This is a genomic window from Levilactobacillus huananensis (genome assembly GCF_003946145.1).
GTDB classification, from domain to species: Bacteria; Bacillota; Bacilli; order Lactobacillales; family Lactobacillaceae; genus Levilactobacillus; species Levilactobacillus huananensis.
In genome coordinates this window covers 1-19,483 of record NZ_RHOC01000004.1, presented here as the reverse complement: position 1 = coordinate 19,483, position 19,483 = coordinate 1, and the positions used below count along the sequence as shown (strand labels likewise).

The 19,483-nt window shown below is 47.9% G+C and carries 16 protein-coding genes; 15 read left to right on the top strand and 1 reads right to left on the bottom strand.

All coding sequences use genetic code 11. From position 1 onward, the window contains the following. Positions 1–369: 369 nt before the first annotated feature. From EKM71_RS04585 to EKM71_RS04545, 9 genes are all read left to right on the top strand, one after another. On the top strand, positions 370–2,016 hold the full coding sequence (locus EKM71_RS04585) for a teichoic acid glycosyl transferase (protein ID WP_125573480.1): 1,647 nt from the start codon (positions 370–372) through the stop codon (positions 2,014–2,016). 146 nt (positions 2,017–2,162) lie between these two features. Beyond that, positions 2,163–3,302: an IMP dehydrogenase gene (gene guaB / locus EKM71_RS04580; RefSeq protein WP_125573479.1), complete on the top strand. Its 1,140-nt coding sequence runs from the start codon at positions 2,163–2,165 to the stop codon at positions 3,300–3,302. 388 nt (positions 3,303–3,690) lie between these two features. Further along, positions 3,691–4,380, top strand: coding sequence for a response regulator transcription factor (locus EKM71_RS04575; RefSeq protein WP_125547110.1), 690 nt, complete (start codon positions 3,691–3,693; stop codon positions 4,378–4,380). Positions 4,381–4,451: 71 nt separating this feature from the next. Next, positions 4,452–5,627, top strand: a complete 1,176-nt coding sequence (locus EKM71_RS04570; protein WP_125573478.1) for a sensor histidine kinase — start codon at positions 4,452–4,454, stop codon at positions 5,625–5,627. 52 nt (positions 5,628–5,679) lie between these two features. Continuing rightward, positions 5,680–7,008 carry a D-alanyl-D-alanine carboxypeptidase family protein gene (locus EKM71_RS04565; RefSeq protein WP_125573477.1) on the top strand — a complete coding sequence of 443 codons (1,329 nt, stop codon included), beginning with the start codon at positions 5,680–5,682 and terminating at the stop codon, positions 7,006–7,008. Between the two features lie 398 nt (positions 7,009–7,406). Continuing rightward, positions 7,407–10,346 carry a YhgE/Pip domain-containing protein gene (locus tag EKM71_RS04560; protein ID WP_125573627.1) on the top strand — a complete coding sequence of 980 codons (2,940 nt, stop codon included), beginning with the start codon at positions 7,407–7,409 and terminating at the stop codon, positions 10,344–10,346. Between the two features lie 93 nt (positions 10,347–10,439). Further along, positions 10,440–10,946, top strand: a complete 507-nt coding sequence (locus EKM71_RS04555) for a GNAT family N-acetyltransferase (RefSeq protein ID WP_125573476.1) — start codon at positions 10,440–10,442, stop codon at positions 10,944–10,946. Positions 10,947–11,207: 261 nt separating this feature from the next. Further along, complete coding sequence (locus EKM71_RS04550) at positions 11,208–11,960, top strand: AzlC family ABC transporter permease (RefSeq protein WP_164504729.1); 753 nt, start codon at positions 11,208–11,210, stop codon at positions 11,958–11,960. Between the two features lie 17 nt (positions 11,961–11,977). Then, the gene (locus tag EKM71_RS04545) at positions 11,978–12,322 is read left to right on the top strand and encodes an AzlD domain-containing protein (protein ID WP_125573474.1); all 345 of its coding nucleotides are present in this window, start codon (positions 11,978–11,980) and stop codon (positions 12,320–12,322) included. A gap of 268 nt (positions 12,323–12,590) precedes the next feature. Here the strand turns inward: EKM71_RS04545 and EKM71_RS04540 are convergent, their stop codons facing one another. Then, a complete protein-coding gene (locus tag EKM71_RS04540; protein ID WP_125573473.1) occupies positions 12,591–13,793 on the bottom strand; it encodes an SAM-dependent methyltransferase in 1,203 nt (400 codons plus the stop codon). Between the two features lie 214 nt (positions 13,794–14,007). Between EKM71_RS04540 and EKM71_RS04535 the strand changes: the two genes are divergently transcribed. From EKM71_RS04535 to EKM71_RS04510, 6 genes are all read left to right on the top strand, one after another. Further along, the gene (locus EKM71_RS04535; RefSeq protein WP_125573472.1) at positions 14,008–14,883 is read left to right on the top strand and encodes a hypothetical protein; all 876 of its coding nucleotides are present in this window, start codon (positions 14,008–14,010) and stop codon (positions 14,881–14,883) included. 494 nt (positions 14,884–15,377) lie between these two features. Next, the gene (locus EKM71_RS04530) at positions 15,378–16,562 is read left to right on the top strand and encodes an ROK family protein (protein ID WP_125573471.1); all 1,185 of its coding nucleotides are present in this window, start codon (positions 15,378–15,380) and stop codon (positions 16,560–16,562) included. Between the two features lie 190 nt (positions 16,563–16,752). After that, a complete protein-coding gene (locus tag EKM71_RS04525; RefSeq protein WP_125573470.1) occupies positions 16,753–17,859 on the top strand; it encodes an AI-2E family transporter in 1,107 nt (368 codons plus the stop codon). A gap of 187 nt (positions 17,860–18,046) precedes the next feature. Continuing rightward, positions 18,047–18,739 (top strand): 2,3-diphosphoglycerate-dependent phosphoglycerate mutase, encoded by a 693-nt coding sequence (locus EKM71_RS04520; RefSeq protein ID WP_125573469.1) that lies wholly within the window; start codon positions 18,047–18,049, stop codon positions 18,737–18,739. 123 nt (positions 18,740–18,862) lie between these two features. Beyond that, positions 18,863–19,114 (top strand): hypothetical protein, encoded by a 252-nt coding sequence (locus EKM71_RS04515; RefSeq protein ID WP_125573468.1) that lies wholly within the window; start codon positions 18,863–18,865, stop codon positions 19,112–19,114. Beyond that, the gene (locus tag EKM71_RS04510) at positions 19,098–19,370 is read left to right on the top strand and encodes a DUF3781 domain-containing protein (protein WP_125573467.1); all 273 of its coding nucleotides are present in this window, start codon (positions 19,098–19,100) and stop codon (positions 19,368–19,370) included. The genes EKM71_RS04515 and EKM71_RS04510 overlap by 17 nt, the downstream gene beginning before the upstream one ends. Positions 19,371–19,483 lie beyond the last annotated feature (113 nt).

Genomic DNA, 19,483 nt, shown 5'->3' with positions numbered 1-19,483 from the left:
CTGAGAACGGTCAGTCAATTTACTGATTGGTGCAGGCAACAGAAGCCGGGGCTATCTGTTGCGTTGTCGGAAACTTCAAGGATGTAGTCATACCGTGTCGGAATAGGATTGCCGGCCGAGACGTGTCTACCCGTCAATTGATCACTGCCGACAACCTTGATCCCGATAATTACTTGACGGGAAAAACGGGACGGTTTGGAGTGTTGTCAGCCCTGCCTCGTTATTGGAGTGGCTAATATTAGGCCTGGAGGGAGGTGCCATGTGCGGCGGTGTTTTCGCTGGCCGAGACCTTCTGCGAAAATAGCGGTTAATACCAGCGCTATCTGATATTTCGCTGTATCGACACAACAGAGATAGGGGAGAGGACACATGATTAAGTGGTTCAGAGACAAACTTCACGAGCGTAATCTGCAGGTGCTGGGGCTGTTTGCGGTGATTGGGGCCTTTATCATGACCTTCTGTTCCTACACCTCGCCGGCCTTTTACTTCGACACGTCACCCGACAATAATGCCTTCTTCACGGTGGGGAAGGCCATGATGCACGGCATCGTCCCTTACAAGGATATCTTCGAGCAGAAGGGCCCCTACGTCTATCTGTTGCATGGCCTAGCCTATCTAGTATCGTCGCGGAGTTTCCTATTAATTTTTATTGTCGAAATTATCACCCTGGTGGCCGCGATGTTTCTGGTCTATCGGTTAGCCTTGCTATTGGGAACCCCATCGTTGCCAGCCCTGTTGACGGGGATCTTGGTCCCAAGCCTGCTACTTTACCACCCGTACTATGATTATGGGGACACGGTAGAGTTCTTCACGTTCCCCTTACTCATCTCGTTGGTGATGGTCATGGTTAAGCTTGATCGCACACAGCTGACAGGAAGTCGGGGGATGTATGCCGCTCAAGGGGCTATCGTGGGCGTGGTCTTACTATCGAAGTACACGTTACTCGGTGCGTGGATCGTCTTTTACCTCTTGTTAATGGGTCGGTTGATGGTGACTAAGCGGTGGCGTGAACTGGGAAAGTTGGTGGCCTGGAGTGCCATCGGCTTTCTGGTGACCACCCTGCCCTGGTTGGTTTACTTTCTGGTCACCGGGTCGCTGGCGGCGTTCATCAATGTTTATGTTTTGTTCAATACCCACGTTTATTTGACCTCGTCGGTGGCCTTCTTCGCTAACTTGGTTCAATCCACGACGCTGGTTTCGCAATTCTATCTGAGTAACGTCATCTTCTTTATTCTAGGGATTGTCGGAACGTTAGTGGTGATGTTTCAACCGGCACTCTTTCACGATCCGTTCATGCGAGGGACATACCTGTTAACTAATTTAGGTGCCGATCTATTTGCCCTTTATGGCTATCAAGCCAACGCGGTTTATCAGTATTATCAGCTGATCTATTTTGCCTTCTTCATTCTACCCTTTGTCTACTTGTGTCAGTGGGCCTTCAAACGAGTGCCGCTACCGACGGGGGATGCACCATTCCCAATTCTAGCAACGCTGGTCTTCAGCTTGCTTCTAGTATTAGGGGTCAACAGTAATGTGACGAATTCCAAGGTTTTTCCGAATAATTCGGCCATTACGGAGGTCGCAACGACTCGGCCGCAACAGCCTGCCCAGGTGGTCTTCGGTCGATTGATGCGTACGGAGACACCGGCGGATACCAAGCTGACGCTACTGAACTACGGGTCGATTGATATGGGGTTCTACACGGCGTCGGGAGCGGTGCCAAACACTTATTATTTCCAAAACTACAATATTCCGCAGAGCTCGGCGCCCCAGATCTTGGCATCGCAGCAGGCCGTCATTCGTGATCAAGACGTTGAATGGGTCGTCTTGAATACGCCCGCTGGTAAGACGATTAAGCAGTGGCCAGGCGTAGACGGCCGAATCAGTAGTGGTGATTTGAATCCCGGGACGGCCAAGATGGCCAAAATACTCCTCAGAAATTACCGACCGGTTGCCCAGCACACCCAGATATTTGAAGGGGTGAACGAGACCTACTGGTTATTCAAACGGCGGTAGGCATTTAACAAGTGACGCTAAGAGAACTATGATAGTTCAATGAGAGTCCTTGACCTGAGTGGCCTAGACTGGTAAATTTAAACACAATATCTCCCAGGATTCCTAACCGAGCCTGAGACTACAATTAAAGAGGAGCGATATCAACTATGTCTAATTGGGACACGAAGTTTGCTAAAGAAGGAATCACGTTTGATGATGTTTTGTTAATACCCGCAGAAAGTCATGTATTGCCGAATGAAGTCGACCTAAGTGTCCAATTAGCGCCAAACTTAAAGTTGAACGTTCCGTTTATCAGTGCGTCGATGGATACCGTCACCGAGACCAAGATGGCCACAGCCATGGCACAAAATGGGGGCCTTGGGGTCATCCACAAGAACATGAGCGCCACTGACCAAGCTCAGATGGTCGCCGATGTGAAGGCCATCGAAAATGATGCCACGAAGCATCCGAACGCAGCCGTTGATGCCAACAACCACTTGGTTGTGGCCGCAGCCGTTGGGGTGACTTCCGATACTTTCGACCGCGCGACAGCCCTGTTAAATGCGGGTGCTGACGCGATCATCATTGACACGGCTCATGGCCACTCCGCTGGGGTACTGCGCAAGGTTGCGGAAATCCGCAAACAATTGCCAGATGCCACGTTGATTGCCGGGAACGTTGCGACGGGTGAAGGGACCCGAGCCTTGTTCGAAGCCGGTGTTGACGTGGTCAAAGTGGGTATCGGGCCCGGTTCCATCTGTACGACTCGGGTCGTCGCTGGTGTTGGGGTCCCTCAAATTACCGCTATTTACGATGCCGCTTCGGTCGCTCGTGAATTTGGGAAGCCGATCATTGCCGATGGTGGTATGAAGTATTCTGGTGATATCGTCAAAGCTTTGGCTGCCGGTGGGAATGCTGTGATGTTCGGGTCTATGTTCTCCGGGACCGATGAAGCACCTGGTGACGTCATCGAAGACCACGGGAAGAAATACAAGACCTACCGTGGGATGGGGAGCCTGGCGTCAATGTCGCATGGTTCCGCTGACCGCTACTTCCAAGGTGGCGTTAATGAAGCGAACAAGTTGGTTCCCGAAGGTATCGAAGCCCGAGTGGAATACAAGGGAAGCGTCAACGATATTATCTTCCAAATGGTTGGTGGTCTCCGTTCGGGGATGGGCTACACCGGTAGTGCCAATATCCAGAGCCTGATCGACAACGCGCAATTCGTTCGGATCTCCAACGCTGGGTTGATCGAATCTCACCCACATGATGTTCAAATCACTAAGGCAGCACCTAACTACAAATAAGTTGTTTTACTGGAACCGGCTCTTTGGCTGGTTCCTTTTCTTTTAGTGTTAGGGTTGGCCGCCAAGGATGGGGGACGGCCTGAAGAGTGGTTTCTCACCTCGCTTGAAGGCCGAAGGTTCACCGATCAATCGACGTTGCTGATTTTCCCCCTGAGATCGTTGAACGAGGCTATTAGGTCAAAAAGACTTATCAAGGCCTTAAACAACAGGTTGGCGGGCGGCCGGTAAATAGTGTAAGATTAAGGAATGGTTAAGTGCCTTACGCCCGACTAAAGGTTCGGGCTTTGACGTCGCCTCACCGAAGATATTTGCTAGAATAGACGTAAAGTACCCTTGGGGGCAGACCGCTAGCGACCTAACCTGGCTGTTAAAGGAGAATAAACCGAATATGAAAATTTTAGTTGTCGATGATGATAAAGAAATTGCACAATTACTTGAAATTTACATTAAAAATGAAGGCTATGAACCTCTGACCGCGTACAACGGGAAGGAAGCGTTGACCAAGCTGCACACGACGCCGGATATTGCCTTAATGATTCTGGATATTATGATGCCCGAAATGAGTGGGATTGAAGTCGTGAAGGAAGTTCGGAAGGACTCTCAAATTCCAATTCTGATCCTTTCGGCGAAGACCGGCGACATGGATAAGATTCAAGGGTTAATCACTGGGGCGGACGATTATGTAACCAAGCCATTTAACCCATTAGAGGTTATGGCGCGTGTGAAGTCACTGTTGCGGCGGAGTCAAGATCAAGTGACCGATGATGCCCCAGATATCTTGGATATCGGAACGTTGACGATTAACAAGGATTCCCATGAAGTGAAGACGATTGCTGGTAAGACAATCTCACTCACTGCGCTTGAATTTGGGATCCTGTACCTGTTGGCGAGTCACCCGAACCGGGTCTTCTCAGCCGATGAGATCTTCGAACGCGTTTGGCGTCAAGAGAGTATCGTGTCGGCCAAAACCGTCATGGTCCATGTGAGTCACTTGCGCGATAAGATCGAGGACGCGACGAACGGTGAGAAGGTCATTCAAACCGTTTGGGGTGTCGGCTACAAGATTGAATCCCATTAATCAAGAAGATCGAGGATAACCATGTTACAGTTTAGAAATGACGATTTATCAGGATACGGGGAGGCTAGATCATGAAGCTAACCACCCGGGAGAAGAGTGCGCTCTTCATGGAAGGGGTCGTCACCGTGATCCTTCTGCTGATGCTGAACCTAGCATTGCTAGTGCTCATTATTCAGGCTATCGAGAGTAATCCAGGCCTGCGAGACGGGATCTTCATTATTAAGCGTTCTGTCATGTTTGGTCCGAATAATTTTCAGCTGTGGAGTTGGGAAAACTTATTTATTGGGTTAATGCTGATCGCGGATGCATTGGTGGTCTGGTGGCGTTTGATTCGACGCTATCGGCAGATGCAACTACGCCATATCATTGGCGAACTGCATTACATTGCCAACGGTCATTTCGACCACCGAATTCCCTTTCGCGTGAGCGGTGACGTTCAACGGGTGGTCGATTCCGTGAATGCCTTGGTGGATTCCGTCATTAGCTCGATGAATGAAGAACGGGCGATTGAAAAGTCCAAGGATGAGTTGATTACCAATGTCAGTCATGATATTCGGACCCCATTAACGTCGATTATCGGCTACCTGGGGCTCATTGAAGATCAGCAGTATCACAGTGAGGAAGACCTGCTGAAGTACACGCACACGGCGTTTTTGAAGTCTAAACAGATGAAATCCTTGGTGGACGACCTCTTCGAGTACACCAAGGTCCGGCAGACCGATACGCCACTTAGTATCACTAAGATTGATTTAGCCGCTATGTTGGAACAACTGGCGGCCAGCTTTGAACTGGAAGGACAGAAGAAGGCCATGACGGTGGGGGCTTCAAGCACACCGGCTAGCCTGATGATGGAGGCTGACCCCGAGAAATTAGTGCGGGTCTTCAATAATCTGGTGTCGAACGCCTTGAAGTATGGGAATGGTGGGAGCGAGATTAACTTGATTGCCAAGCAGGTCTCACCCGACGAGTTGGAAGTTCGTGTCACCAATGATGGCCCGAAGATTCCTAAGGCGTCTTTGGCACTGATCTTTGAACGGTTCTACCGTGTCGAAGAGTCACGTTCCAAGGAGACCGGTGGAACCGGGTTGGGTTTGGCCATCGCGCAGAGTATTGTGGCGCTTCACGGGGGCTACATTTACGTGGAGTCGGATGACCAGCTGACCAGCTTTGTGATTCACTTACCCGTTAAGCATGACCACCCATTGGCCATTCCTGAACGGTTACGTACAGCAGATAAGACAAAATAGATTCAGCGTCGGCATTGCCGACACTACATATGATAGAGGAGTTTTAAATCTCATGAAGAAACAGTTACGGCAAGTTTTGATTGGACTAGTGACAGCGGTCACGCTGGTTACTGGTGGGTTAAGTGGATTAGGTGCCAGTGCACCGGTTGTGGCGCAAGCGGCAACCAGTACGACCAGCACGGTAAATCTGCAGGCGAAGGCTGGGATTGCCGTCGACGCCAAGACGGGTCAGATTCTATATGATAAGAACAGCGATAAGGCCTTACCAGTCGCTTCGATGACCAAATTGTTGTCCATTTACCTGGTCCTCCAAGCGGTTCATAGCGGTAAATTAAAGTGGGACCAGAAGATCACCGTGAGCAAGGATGTGGCTAAGGTCGCTAAGAACACCAAATTATCCAACGTGCCTTTGCGGGCCGGTCACAGCTACACGGTCAAGTCACTATATCAAGCGTCATTAATTTATTCGGCCAATGGGGCGGTTGAAGCCCTCGGTAGTGCCGTGGCCGGATCACCGCATGCGTTTGTCAACCAGATGAAGGTGCAGGCGAAGAAGTTGGGGATGACCAACGTCAAGATTTACAACGCCTGTGGGTTAACCAATGAACAGGTGGGTAACCTGGGCTATTCAAACGTGGCGGGTTCAGCTGAAAACCAATGGTCCGCAGCCGACCAAGCTAAATTGGCGGTCGCCTTACTGAACAAGTACCCAGAAGTGCTTCAAACGACGAAGATTGACAAGTTGTGGTTTGAGAAGGGCACTCAAGATGCCACGAAGATGGACAATTGGAACTGGATGTTAAAGGGGCTCACCGCTTCTTACAGCAAGCTTCACGTTGACGGGCTGAAGACGGGGACGTCCGATGCCGCTGGGGCCAACTTTACCGGGACTTCCGATAATGATGGCAACCGGATCGTGACGGTGGTGCTTCACGCTTCTCACAAGTCTGAAACCGACCCAGCTCGTTTCCAACAGACACAGAAGATGATGTCTTATGTCTATAACAACTTCAAGACGGTCAGCTACCAGGCTGGTGACCAGATCAAGGGTGCCAAGAGTATCAAGACTAACGATGCTAAAGAGAAGACAGCCAAGACGGTTCTGGGTCAGAATGTTAAGCTCTGGATTCGAAATGACCAAATTGCCAGCAACGTTTCCGCCAAGCCACAGTTAAAGGCCAAGTTGGAAAAGAACCAGGCACTGGAAGCACCAGTTAAGAAGAATGCGACGATTGGGACCGCAAACGTCTCCTTGAAGGGGGACCAATTAGGCTTCTTAGGGAATACCAAGACGACCAAGGTACCATTAAAGGTGACCCAAGCCGTTGAAAAGGCCAATATCTTTGTCCGTCTGTGGCGGTCAATTGTTTCACTGTTTTAACCCCAGCTAATCCTGAGATAAGTTTTGTCGCCGATCCCTACGGGGGTGGGCGATTTTTTCGGGTCGAGGGTCGATAAATTGTGGCCGGGATCGAATGAAAAAGGGCTTTCATTTGTGTTAAAACAGGCAGTTGCTTTCAGTAAACCAGGTCGGGAAAATCCCGATATTACGGACTTTTTAAGGTTAAAGTCTGATGAGTCTGTACTGTGAAACATTTTCTTTAATCAGCCCAGATAGCCGTGAAAACCAGTCATGACAAGGGATGACGGCGATTTGAAAAATTGTCGATGGCCTGTTGCATTTTTGACAAGTCAAGTAATGTTGTGCGACTATGTTCTATAATAATTAGCCATTATTTTGAGGAATTTTAAAGGAAAAGGGAGTTGAAACTCGTGAAGATGATTAAAGGCGAATGGGATTACATTCGGCACAACCGGTTAATTCTGATTTCCGTGTTGGCCATTATGTTCATTCCGTTCCTCTACTGTATCTTCTTTCTGAAGTCAGTGTGGGATCCATATGGTGAAACCGGTGAATTACCCGTTGCGGTGGTTAACCAAGACCAACCGGTCACTTACCAAGGACAGAAGTTAAATGTTGGGGACCAGACCGTCACCAACTTGAAGAAGAACAGTCAATTAGGTTGGAAGTTTGTGTCGGCGAAGACCGCCGCGGATGGGTTGAAGCACCATAAGTACTACACGGTGATCACCTTACCAAAGAACTTCTCCGCTAACGCCGCTACGGCGCTGGACAAGCATCCTAAGAAGATGACCTTTACTTACAAGACGAACGGCTCTGCGAACTACATTGCCCAAGTTATGAGTGAAGTTGGGTCAGATAAGCTGGATAGTCAGATCCGTGCCAAGGTTACGAAGGCCTACGCACAGGCGACGTTCAAGCAGATCTACACCGTGGGTCAAGGAATGAAGAAGGCCGCTAAGGGGTCTGCCCAATTGAAGGACGGAACCGTTACGCTGACCGATGGGTTAAACACGTATACCACTGGGGTTAAGACGTTAAACAATGGTCTGCAACAAATGAAGACCTCCGTGACGCCGCTGGCTACCGGAATTCAGAAGCTCAGTACCGGTTCTGCAACGTTAACGGCCGGACTCAGCCAATATACGGCCGGAGTTTCGAAGTTGAACAGTAACATGCCAACCTTACAGGCTGGGGCTTCTAAGCTGAACAGTGGGACTTACAGCTACGTTGATGGTGTTTACAAGCTCAACAGTGGCTTGGGTCAAATGAGCAGTAAAGTTGGACCTTTGGCCAGTGGGGTTACGCAGTTGAAGTCTGGAAGTTCAGACTTAACTAAGGGCTTGAAGAAGTTGGATGCTAACTCTAGTCAATTGACTGGTGGGGCAAAACAACTGGCAAATGGACTTAGTGACATGCAAACCTTGCTAACTAAGTTAGGGCCTAGTTTAAATACGTTATCTTCATTGACGAGTCAACCGGCTAAATTGCAGGCGTTGAACAGTATGCTAACTTCCTTAAGTAGTTCGGGATTGATTGGCATGGATGCCGCTACGTCTAGTGCGTTGCAGGCTCAGTTGAACAGTCTGCAAAATATGGATCTCTCATCAATGGAACAGTTGCCAACTGCAGTTCAGGCTATTGGTGCACAGATGGCAGCCGTTAAAGCTGCTCAACCGAGCGACGATAATCCTGGTGGTACTAACACAAGTGATGTAACAAGTGCAGCGCAGGCTGCTGACGATGCGGTGGATAAATTAAAAGATGTTGTTGGTAATAAGACTTCATCGGAACAAGAAATTTCTGACGCGACGGCTGCAGTTTCGACTGCCGTAGCTAACGAAAAGGATGCTGCAACTAAGGGAAGTAGCAATACCGCAGGGGATGCAACTTCAAATTATGTTACAGAAGTTAACAAGTTGATGGCTATGGTAGAAGGACTGAATAAACAATTAAGTTCTGTTACCAGCGGTTTGTCTGGGTTAATAACGTTACAACAGAGTGGCATTATTAACAAATTAAGTCCATTGCTTACTGCAACATCACAATTTACACCTTCTGATCTGACTATGTTATCAAGTGCCCTGAGCACACTTCAGGCTAATTCGGCGTTGATTTCAAGTCTTGGGTCATCTGTTGGTAAGATTAACGATGCGGTTACTGGTGCTAACAAGTTATCAACTGGATTAGACACCTACACGGCCGGAGTTAACACAGCACTAGGTGGTTCTAAGCAACTTTCAAGTGGCCTGAACACCCTGAATGCCAAGATTCCAGCCTTAACGTCCGGTGTGGCGCAATTGTTAGACGGTAGCAATACACTGGCTAAGAAGGGCTCTGAATTGACGAGTGGGACGTCACAACTCAATTCTGGTATCGGTCAAGTTGCAAGCGGCGTTTCACAATTGAACAGCAAGTCTGGTCAATTGAACAGTGGTGCTAGTCAAATCAGCAATGGCTTGTCGACGTTGAACAGTAAGGTTCCTGCTTTAACCAGTGGGGTTAACCAGCTGGCCGACGGGTCTGCAAAATTAGACGCCAACAGCAACAAGCTGATGCAAGGAACCAACAAGCTCAGCAAGGGGTCCGGGACTTTAGCGAAGTCGCTGAAGTCAGGGGCTGACCAAATTAATGCGCAACCATTGACCAGCAAGACGGCCGATATGTTTGCGGCACCAACGCATCTTAAGCACGAAAGCTACAGCTACGTGCCAAACTATGGACATGCCTTAGCACCTTACGTGCTGTCCGTGGCCTTGTACGTTGGGGCGTTGGTCTTCAACTTTGCCTTCCCAATTCGGAAGGTATCGATGGCCGGCGGTTCCGCTTCAGGTTGGTACCTGAGCAAGCTGTCGATCGGTGCGGTTGAAGGATTAGCCATGGGGATCATCGAACCATCACTGATGATGCTCGCCGGCTTGTCCGTTGACCACCCAATGCAAATGATTCTGATTTCCGTCTTGTTTGCGGAGGCGTCGATGTTCATTGTCATGTTCCTGTCGATGCTCCTGGACAACCCAGGACGATTCCTTGCCATGGTTCTCCTGATGCTTCAACTCGGGGGTTCTGGTGGGACGTTCCCAATGGAAGTCACGAACCACTTCTACAATGTCGTTCATCCATTCTTGCCAATGACGTACTCCATCTTAGGCTTCCGTGAAGCAATTACTTCGGGGATGACCGGGATGGTTGGCTTGGCAACCTGGGTCCTGATCTTGTTTACGATCGGGTCGATTGCCTTACTCTGGCCAACGATGTGGTGGCTTCAAAAGAAGCATTTAATGGGCGTTTCCCAATTGGATGATAATCAAAAACTCCAAGAGGTCGAAGACCCAAATACAAATAGTCATTCTTAATCCTGACTTGCTGAGAAGCGACGCGAGACCGCTGGTTTCGCGTCGCTTTTTGCGTATAATAAAGGAGTATGTATGAGAAAAGGGGATTTTAGAATGAGTATCCAATTTCGGTCAGCTAAGCGGGCTGATCTGTCATTGATCGTCGCCATCTATAATGAAGCGGTCGCCACGAAGCAAAGTACGGCGGACCTTCAACCGGTAACCGTCGCGCAGCGGGAGGCTTGGTTTGACGCCTTTGATCCATTACGTTTCCCACTATGGATGATTGAAAATGAGGGCCGGGTGGCCGGTTTTATCGGCCTAGAGCCTTACAGTGACCGTGCTGGTTATCGGGGCATAGCCGAAGCGGCCCTTTACCTGGCTGGTGATCAGCAGGGGCAGCATCTTGGGTCACAGGCCGTTGATTGGATTGCCCAACAGGCCCCAAAGCTAGGGTTAACGACGGTGATTGCGCGGATCTTCGGTCACAATCAGGCCAGCCGGCACCTCTTTGAAAAGGCCGGCTATGAGCAGTGGGGCCATCTGCCCCAAATTGCGGAAATGCCTGGGTTTACCGCCGACTTGGAAGTCTACGGCCGTCATTTCACGACGACAGATTAAAAAGTAATGAAAGTTATGAAAACTTCCTGGGGAACTTCACAAACGTTTCATAGATCCTAGCTAGATTAGGGATAACCCTTGATAAATATCAGAGATGTTATATGAAAATGGGCTGAAACATGTTAAAATATCATCGTGTGGTTTTACTCGTAAGTGGTAAATCCATTAACGTGCTTCATATCTCAGAGTATTCGACGGAGGCAGACATTCTTGAATAAACGACGGCCAAACCCCAAGCAGGTGCCGGACCCCACAGAACCCATGTGGCGGTCGACCTTGCGGGTAGCCATGCCCCTTAACTTGAGTTACATACCTATCGGGCTGGCTTGTGGGATTTTGCTACACGCGGCAGGGTTCAATACATTCCTTACTGGATTAGTTTCACTGCTGGTCTTTTCTGGTGGGGGTCAATTTTTAATTGCCACGATGTTGACTATTAATTCCCCATTACTTTCAATTGTTTTGATGCTGTTTTTCTTGGAACTTCGGTATGCATTACTGAGTTCGAGTCTATCGCCTTACTTAAAAGGCCAATCCAACCGCTTTTTATTTATTTTTGCGGTTTCGTTAAATGATGAAAATTATGCGATTAACTACTTAAAATTTGCGACGGATAAGAAGTGGACGGTACGCGAGGCCTTGATGGTCGAACACTATTCGCTGTTGTTCTGGGCAACGAGTAACGTTATCGGTAGTCTAATCGGTAGCGCGTTGAAGATTGATTTGAGCGTCGTGCACTTTGCGCTGACGTCCTTGTTCCTCTACATGATTGTGATGCAACTTAAGAGTCACTTGACGGTTCTGATTTGTCTCGTTTCGGCAGTGTTGGCTGCCTTCTTCATGATTATAACCAAGAGTACGTTAGGACTAGTCATTGCGACGATTGTCTCTTCGTTAATTGGGTTTGGATTGGAAGAACTTCTGCAAAAGAAGATGCCGGACAGTCACTGGTTGCGACGGTTACATAGTCCAGGGTCAAAGAAATCAGTTGTGGAACATTCAGACGCTAATTAGGATGCAGGGAGAACTATATGAATGCAGTTAATAACTGGAACAGTACGCAACATTTTTGGCTAATTATTTTGGGATTTGTTGTCGCCTTCATTCCCCGTTTCGTGCCGCTGATGCTGTTCACCAAGCGGGCCATTCCTGAATGGTTTAACGAATGGATGAAGTTTGTGCCGGTGTCATTGTTTACGGCTCTGGTGGTTAAAGATATCTTCATTGATAGCTCTAGCTACGGGTTGGTTCTGACCAACTATCCTTTAATGATTGCGGCAGTGATTGTGATCTACATTGCCTATCGAACGCGGTCGATGGCCGTTTCCGTCGTTGTCGGACTGGCAGGGGTGTTCCTCTTGTCGATGTTCCTCTGACATTAAATGACTAACTAAATCAGCTGAGGTCTGGCGTTCTTGCCGGACCTCTTTTTTGATCGAAACGATTTGAACTGGCTCAACCATACCACGTTTCGTCATGCAGGCCGATAAGAGATGAAAATCAGACACAATGGTTAAGAACCTCGTCAATTTAGCTATGAGAAAAATTAAGTCAATCAAAAAAGCATCACCTACCTGGTGATCAATCCAGGTAAGTGGTGCTTTTAAGTCGGTCGAATGATCCGCGGTCATTCTGGCCTGGTGATTAGTCTGTTACCGTTGTCTTGTCGTGAGTCTCATCGTACATGTAGTCCCGCGTCATAGGTAACATCCGGGCTGAAGGGCCCTTTGAGATCAAATATTGAATCACGTCAATATTACCAGACTTGAATGATGCTGCGCAAGCCTGAAGATAAAGATCCCACATCCGAACGAAGCGTTCGTCAAACATCTTGACGACTTCATCGCGGTGGTCGTTGAAGTTCTTATCCCAAATCTCTACCGTCTTTTGGTAGTGGCGACGCAGAGGCTCCAGATCATCGATCTGTAACCCGCTCTCGATGATGTGGGTGGTGTTTTCAATCAAGCCAGGCACGTAACCACCTGGGAAGATCCACTTGTTTAACCAACCATTGTTGGCCCCACCCTGTTGCCGGGTGATCCCGTGGATTAAGGCGACACCATCATTCATCAGATACTTTTGAACACACTCGAAGTATTGGCCCAGATTCTCTTGACCAACGTGTTCGAACATCCCCACAGAGGTAATGTAGTCCCACTTTTCGTTGCCTAATTCGCGGTAGTCTTCCAACCGAACTTCAGCAACATTTTGGAGGCCATCCTCCTCGATGCGTGCGTTCACGTAGTCATATTGTTCTTGGCTCAGCGTAATCCCAGTGACGTGCAGGCCATATTCCTTGGCCGCCGTCAACATCAGGGTACCCCAACCACAACCAATATCGAGAAGTGTCTTCCCGGGTTGAGGGTTCAGCTTTTTGATGATGTGATGAACCTTATTAACCTGTGCGGTATGCAAATCATCATCGGGTGACTCAAAGTAGGCACAGGAGTATGTCATGGTGTCATCCAGCCATAACTTGTAAAAGTTATTCCCAATATCGTAGTGGTCTTGCACATCGGACTTACTTTCTTTGACCGTGTGTTTTTGTTTTGGCAGGAAGTGGATAAACTTCTTGTTGTGGAAGAAGGAATCCGTGTTTTCGTAGGCCGCAGTAATCAGGTCTTCGATGCTGCCGTCGACTTCAATCTTACCGTCCATGATAGCTTCGCCCAGTGCAATAGAGGCATTACTGGAGATTTCCTTAATCGGAATGGCTTCGTGGAAGGTAATGGTGATGTCGGGAGTGCCAGTCCCATAAACATCACTGGATCCGTCCCAATAGTTGACACGGACGGGGATGTTAAAGGTGTGGCTTAGAAACGTCTTGTAGAATGTTTTTTCAAGCATGACAGGGGTCCTTTCCGGTTTTTCTACCATATAATAGTCGAAAAACAAAATTACTTCATCATTATACGCCTTTCACCCTGTTTGACGTAAGGAAAGGATTCGGATGAAAACGGTTAACCTGGATTTTTGGTTGCGAGGACTCGGTAAAATTGACCGATTTACCGGCTAAGCATGGTATAATGAGTTTACAATTAACCAGCGGAGGTCTTTCATTTTGAAAAAATGGGTATGGGTCGTAGCGACAGTCGTTGTGGCACTGCTGATTGGTGGTTATGCTTATTCAAATCATCATGCGACAGCTAAAGAGTACCAGGCAGCGATGACCAATGGTCGGACTGCTATTCAAAGTAAACATTATACGCAGGCGGAGAGCTATTTCCAGAACGCGCTCAAGCGGCGTTTGAATGACGAGTCAGCTCAGACGTACCTGACGCAGACGCAGCAATTCGTTTCTGGGGAAAACGCCTTGGATGCACGGCACTTTACAACGGCCCGCAAGCATTACGAAGCCGTTAAGGCGACGACCCAAGGCTCGTCAGTTCTCGTGACGCGGGCGACGGCGAAGGTCAAGCAAGTTAAGGGAATTTTGGCCAACGTCAAGGAATTCAAGAAGATTTTAACCAAGGCCACGGGTGAGAATCAGGCCCTGAACTATGGTCAATCCAATACAACTTTGGACGAATTATTTAACAACGCGAAGTTCCGTCAGAAGTATTACCAAAACCTGTACGATCAGGCGCTGGCATTACGGAAGTCTAACAACGCGGGTCAAGCGGCCAACACGAGTTCTGCAACGAGTGCTTCCTCGAGTAGCAGCACCGCTAGCAGCTCTAGCGCGTCTCTGACGTCGTCTGAACAGGCGGCCGCAAGCAATTACTCCGGAAGTAACGAATACACGGTTACACAAAAGGAGAAAGAGGTTAACGGTAAGGTCATTACCGCGGCTCAGATTGCTAATGCGAGAAAGACGATCAGTGCGGCCGGTGGACACTCGGATGCCATGAGTGACCAGGACGTGCGGGTAGCCATTCAACAAGCCAGCAAGCAAAAGATTTCGTTGACACAATACACCCAGCAAAACTTAAAGTAAATGAGGAGAAGAACCTGGACGATGGTCTGGGTTCTTTTTTTTGCATAGCGGTCTTCGAAAGATAGCGACGCTTAGCAGAAAAAAAAGGCGTTTGCGAGTCAAGCCGATCAATTTGGTAGGAAAACTTACCATATCTATCCTAACGGTCTTAAAACTTGACATGATGGTAAGGTTAGCAAACAAATAAGTTAGTAAGTTAATTACTTCACCCACGGGATATCTAGGTAAATTAACTGTCCTAATCGCCGTCATCAAGGCATTTTAGACAACTTTGTGAACTTAAATCCTAAAATATTTCACAAGTCATTATTTACACTAAATTGGTAAGGGTGTCTTACTATATAGATAGAATCAGAAATCTACAAGGGGGGTAGAGCAACGCTGCCTCTGAAAATAGCTGGGTGAGCACCGATCTTGGGGGATAGGGCGACCTGAACTGATTTGATTCCCAAATCACCACAAGGCTATTGGGGGAGTGGCGTTGCAAGAAAATTATGATTATCAACAAACATATCATGCGTACGACGAATGAAAAACAAGTTTTACAGCAGATTGTCAACGCTGGTCCGATTTCGCGTAGTCAAATTTCTCGTAACCTGAGTTTAAACAAAGTGACGGTCTCTGATATTTACAGTCAGTTACTGCATGAAGGGTTGATCCGTGAGGTTGGTCACGGTGTCAGCACGCGTAACGGCGGTCGGAAACCGGTCATGGCATTGCTAAACGTGGGGTATGGTTATGTCATCAGCATTAATATTTTGCGGTCACGGTTCTCGATGATTACCAGTCAACTAGATGGGCGCTCGGAGAATTATGCAAGCGTTTCAACGCGAGGCGTTGATCTGACGACAGTTCTGGATATGATTGATGAAAAGATTGTGGCGACAGTGGCGAATAGTGACACGCGACTGTTAGGAATTTCATTTGGTTTGGATGGCACGATTTATGACAACCAGATTCTGGATTCTTGTTTGAAAGGCTTCAAAAACTTTGATTTGGCGAAGTACTTTAGTGATAAATTCCAAGTTCCTGTTGTTTTGGAAGATTTGGCCAATCAATCGGCAATCTTTGAACGAGACTTCTCCGGTGAAGGCGTTTATCGTAATTTGATTTCAGTGACGATTAGAGACCAAGTTAGCGCCGGCATTATCACCGAAGGCCATCTGTATCGCGGACACAATGGTGAAGCCGGCAATATTGGGACTTGTCCATTGGCCGATCGCTATCAGGAAGGAAATTCAGAGACAGTTAATCACTATGTGGCAGAAGGAACAGTTCTGCAACGGATTATGGCCTACCAGAAGATTGATCGGGTCGATGTGAACCGGATCCGTCGTGATTATCTGAGTCACCGGCCAGAATTATTGTCGATTCTTGACGAGTTTGCTTACTATCTCGCCAAGGTCCTGGGGAACTTGTCGAATACGTTCGCGCCGGATGCCATTATCGTCAATGCTCCAATCCTGGAGTTGTTGCCAGAACTAATGGAAACCGTTCGCAACTACGTCGACCAATTGGCGATTGTGCGGAAGGCGCCACTCCTGTTAACCAAGAATTCCCGTGAGGCGTCCTTAAAGGGTGGGGCTTCGGCGATTATTCACCGGGCCTTAGCATTAGACGACTTGCAATTAACCTTCACCAATGAGCGCTCGGCAGTGCTCGAGAGTGTGGAATCTTAGGCGAAAAAATCTAAAATTAAGTCAGAAGAGCGTGGTTGCAACCACGCTCTTTTGTGTGGTTCAAATTCGGTGGGGTTGCCGGTAGATGATGACCCATCACGGCAGGCTACGGCGTTAACTGGTGGAAAGTGCTAGGGATCTGGAAGCAATGCGGTATAATAAAAAGCAGATGAAATGGGGGGAATGACGTTTGAGTATTTGGCAACGATTTATCGACAATGTTCGGCTACGACGCTTCGTTATCCTGGTGCTATTAATCTTTGTGCTGTGGCTGATCAGAAGTGAAATGAACATGATTCTATTGACGTTCATTTTTACCTTCTTGGTGTTGCAACTGGTCAAGGCCGTGCGGCGCTTTGTGAAGGTGCCACCGGCATTGATTGTCACGGTGACCTATGTTGCGGTGCTGGGTGGCCTGTATTGGGTGATTACGGCTTATCTGCCAACCATTGTCACGTCATCAGTTCGGGGGATTGAAGGGCTCATTAACTTCTATGAGAATCCCGCTAATGAGAATAATGAGGTTATTCGGTGGATCTCTGACTATATCAGTAATTCTAATATCGTGTCGCAGGTTCAGAGCAGTGCCAAGCTTGTGCTGACCTATCTGTCGACGATTGGGTCGTTCGGATTCACGGTCTTTATGTCGATGATTCTGAGTTTCTTCTTCACGATTGAGTCGAAACAGATGACGGCTTTTTCTAAACGTTTCCTCACGAGTACGTATGGGTGGTTCTTCCAGGATATTAACTTCTTTGCCACGAAGTTCGTTAACACTTTCGGTGTGGTGTTGGAGGCACAATTCTTCATCGCGCTCTGCAACACGGTGATTACGACAATTATCTTGGCCATCATGCAGATGCCACAATTGGCGACGCTAGCCATTATGATTTTCATCCTGAGTTTGATTCCGGTGGCCGGCGTGATTGTGTCGGTCATTCCGTTGACAATTCTCGGCTATACCGTGGGTGGTTTCCGCTATGTTATCTATATTCTGGTGATGATCGTTGTGGTTCACGCGCTCGAGGCCTATGTGTTGAACCCCAAGTTCATGTCGAGCCGTACAGAATTGCCGATTTTCTACACTTTTGTGGTCTTATTAGCCGGCGAAGCACTGTTCGGCGTTTGGGGCTTGATCGTTGGGGTGCCAATTTTCACATTCTTCCTGGATATTTTGGGAGTTCGGCCGGTACATGGCTTGCATCAGGCCCCACAACTGGAGAAATTACGAGAAATCCGGCGTAATTATAGTCAAAGTGATGATGAAGATAACGATAGTGATAGTGATCAGAAATAGAAGAAAGTCAGTTTAGCCGAAGCGCTAAGCTGATTTTTTAGTTAACAGTGCGGGCAGCTGGACCTGCAAATGGCTAATTGAGTAATGGAAAACGATTACATGGCTCGAACGGCAGAATTAAGCTGAAATTTAGGGTGAGATGGTGTAAAATGACAAGGTATTCTACAACAGAAAGAGGTTATCAGTGATGGCAAAATTAGTATTGATTCGCCACGGACAAAGTGAATGGAACTTAGCTAACAAGTTCACCGGCTGGGTTGATGTTGACTTGAGTGAAAAGGGTGTTGAAGAAGCCAAGGCCGCTGGTCAAAAGATCAAGGAATCTGGCTTGACCTTCGACTACGCTTACACGTCAGTTCTGAAGCGTGCGATCAAGACGTTACACTACGTTTTGGAAGAATCCGACCAACTCTGGATTCCAGAAACCAAGACTTGGCGTTTGAACGAACGTCACTACGGTGCTTTACAAGGCCTGAACAAGAAGGAAACCGCTGAAAAGTACGGTGACGATCAAGTGCACATCTGGCGTCGTTCCTACGATGTTTTACCACCACTTCTGGCCCCAGATGCTGAAGGCTCAGCTGTGAAGGACCCTCGTTACGCTAACTTGGACCCTAACATCGTGCCTGGTGGGGAAAACTTGAAGGTTACCCTGGAACGCGTTATGCCATTCTGGGAAGACCAAATTGCACCTAAGTTGCTTGACGGCAAGAACGTCATCATCGCCGCTCACGGTAACTCATTACGTGCCTTAAGCAAGTACATCGAACGGATCTCCGACGATGACATCATGAACCTCGAAATGGCAACCGGTGAACCAGTTGTCTACGACTTTGATGACAAATTGAACATGACTAACAAGACGAAGTTAGGTAAGTAACTACCTGCTTGCGTCAGAGCCGCCTCGTTTTGGGGGCGGCTTTTTCGTGGAAAAAATGTCACTAGCGGTCACTAGAGGGGCCGGTAGTGACCGAAAATTTAAATAAGAGAAAAGAGATTGAATTTGGCAGATAAAGAAGTAACCCAGATTGAAATGATGAAGATTATCGGCTTGTTTCGCAAAGAAGGTTTCACTGGCGAGTATGACAGCTTCCAACGGGTCAGTGGCACCGATCGGGAATTCTTTGTGGTGATGAGCAATGAACAAGGGATCAAAGCACTATTCCGGGCGAGCTTGATGTTGAACGCTGTGGAATTCCAGTATGTGTTGGATGACAAGCATACGTTTGTGACGGAAGATGACGAAGCTAGTTAGGCGCGAGTTGTTGGCGCGAATCAAGGAATATGTCTGCTATACCGAGCTGGTGTATCAGCGGGTGAATAAGAAGCTGGCTGTTGATCTGTCGAAGCCAGAGATAGAAGCATTAGTCACTGCGGTGTTGGATGATAGTGCTACTGACGTTGAGAAGGTGGGGAAGAACTACTATGTGACTAACTCGTCTCGTCAGGTGCAGTTAGTGATTAATTCATTTAACTACCGATTGATTACTGCGAACCACGTAACTGAATAAAAGTGAAAATACTGTCAGACCTAATTGAAGTGCTATAGTCCCCTTAAGGTTGACAGATGAAAAAGTATAATTCATCTGTTAACTTTGAGGGGACTTTATTATGCCTAGAACTA

Excerpts from the sequence above, each read along its gene's own strand:
- EKM71_RS04585 (WP_125573480.1), top strand. The coding sequence starts at position 370 with ATGATTAAGTGGTTCAGAGACAAACTTCACGAGCGTAATCTGCAGGTG.
- guaB (WP_125573479.1), top strand. The coding sequence starts at position 2,163 with ATGTCTAATTGGGACACGAAGTTTGCTAAAGAAGGAATCACGTTTGAT.
- EKM71_RS04575 (WP_125547110.1), top strand. The coding sequence starts at position 3,691 with ATGAAAATTTTAGTTGTCGATGATGATAAAGAAATTGCACAATTACTT.
- EKM71_RS04570 (WP_125573478.1), top strand. The coding sequence starts at position 4,452 with ATGAAGCTAACCACCCGGGAGAAGAGTGCGCTCTTCATGGAAGGGGTC.
- EKM71_RS04565 (WP_125573477.1), top strand. The coding sequence starts at position 5,680 with ATGAAGAAACAGTTACGGCAAGTTTTGATTGGACTAGTGACAGCGGTC.
- EKM71_RS04560 (WP_125573627.1), top strand. The coding sequence starts at position 7,407 with ATGATTAAAGGCGAATGGGATTACATTCGGCACAACCGGTTAATTCTG.
- EKM71_RS04555 (WP_125573476.1), top strand. The coding sequence starts at position 10,440 with ATGAGTATCCAATTTCGGTCAGCTAAGCGGGCTGATCTGTCATTGATC.
- EKM71_RS04550 (WP_164504729.1), top strand. The coding sequence starts at position 11,208 with ATGTGGCGGTCGACCTTGCGGGTAGCCATGCCCCTTAACTTGAGTTAC.
- EKM71_RS04545 (WP_125573474.1), top strand. The coding sequence starts at position 11,978 with ATGAATGCAGTTAATAACTGGAACAGTACGCAACATTTTTGGCTAATT.
- EKM71_RS04540 (WP_125573473.1), bottom strand. The coding sequence starts at position 13,793 with ATGCTTGAAAAAACATTCTACAAGACGTTTCTAAGCCACACCTTTAAC.
- EKM71_RS04530 (WP_125573471.1), top strand. The coding sequence starts at position 15,378 with ATGATTATCAACAAACATATCATGCGTACGACGAATGAAAAACAAGTT.
- EKM71_RS04520 (WP_125573469.1), top strand. The coding sequence starts at position 18,047 with ATGGCAAAATTAGTATTGATTCGCCACGGACAAAGTGAATGGAACTTA.
- EKM71_RS04510 (WP_125573467.1), top strand. The coding sequence starts at position 19,098 with ATGACGAAGCTAGTTAGGCGCGAGTTGTTGGCGCGAATCAAGGAATAT.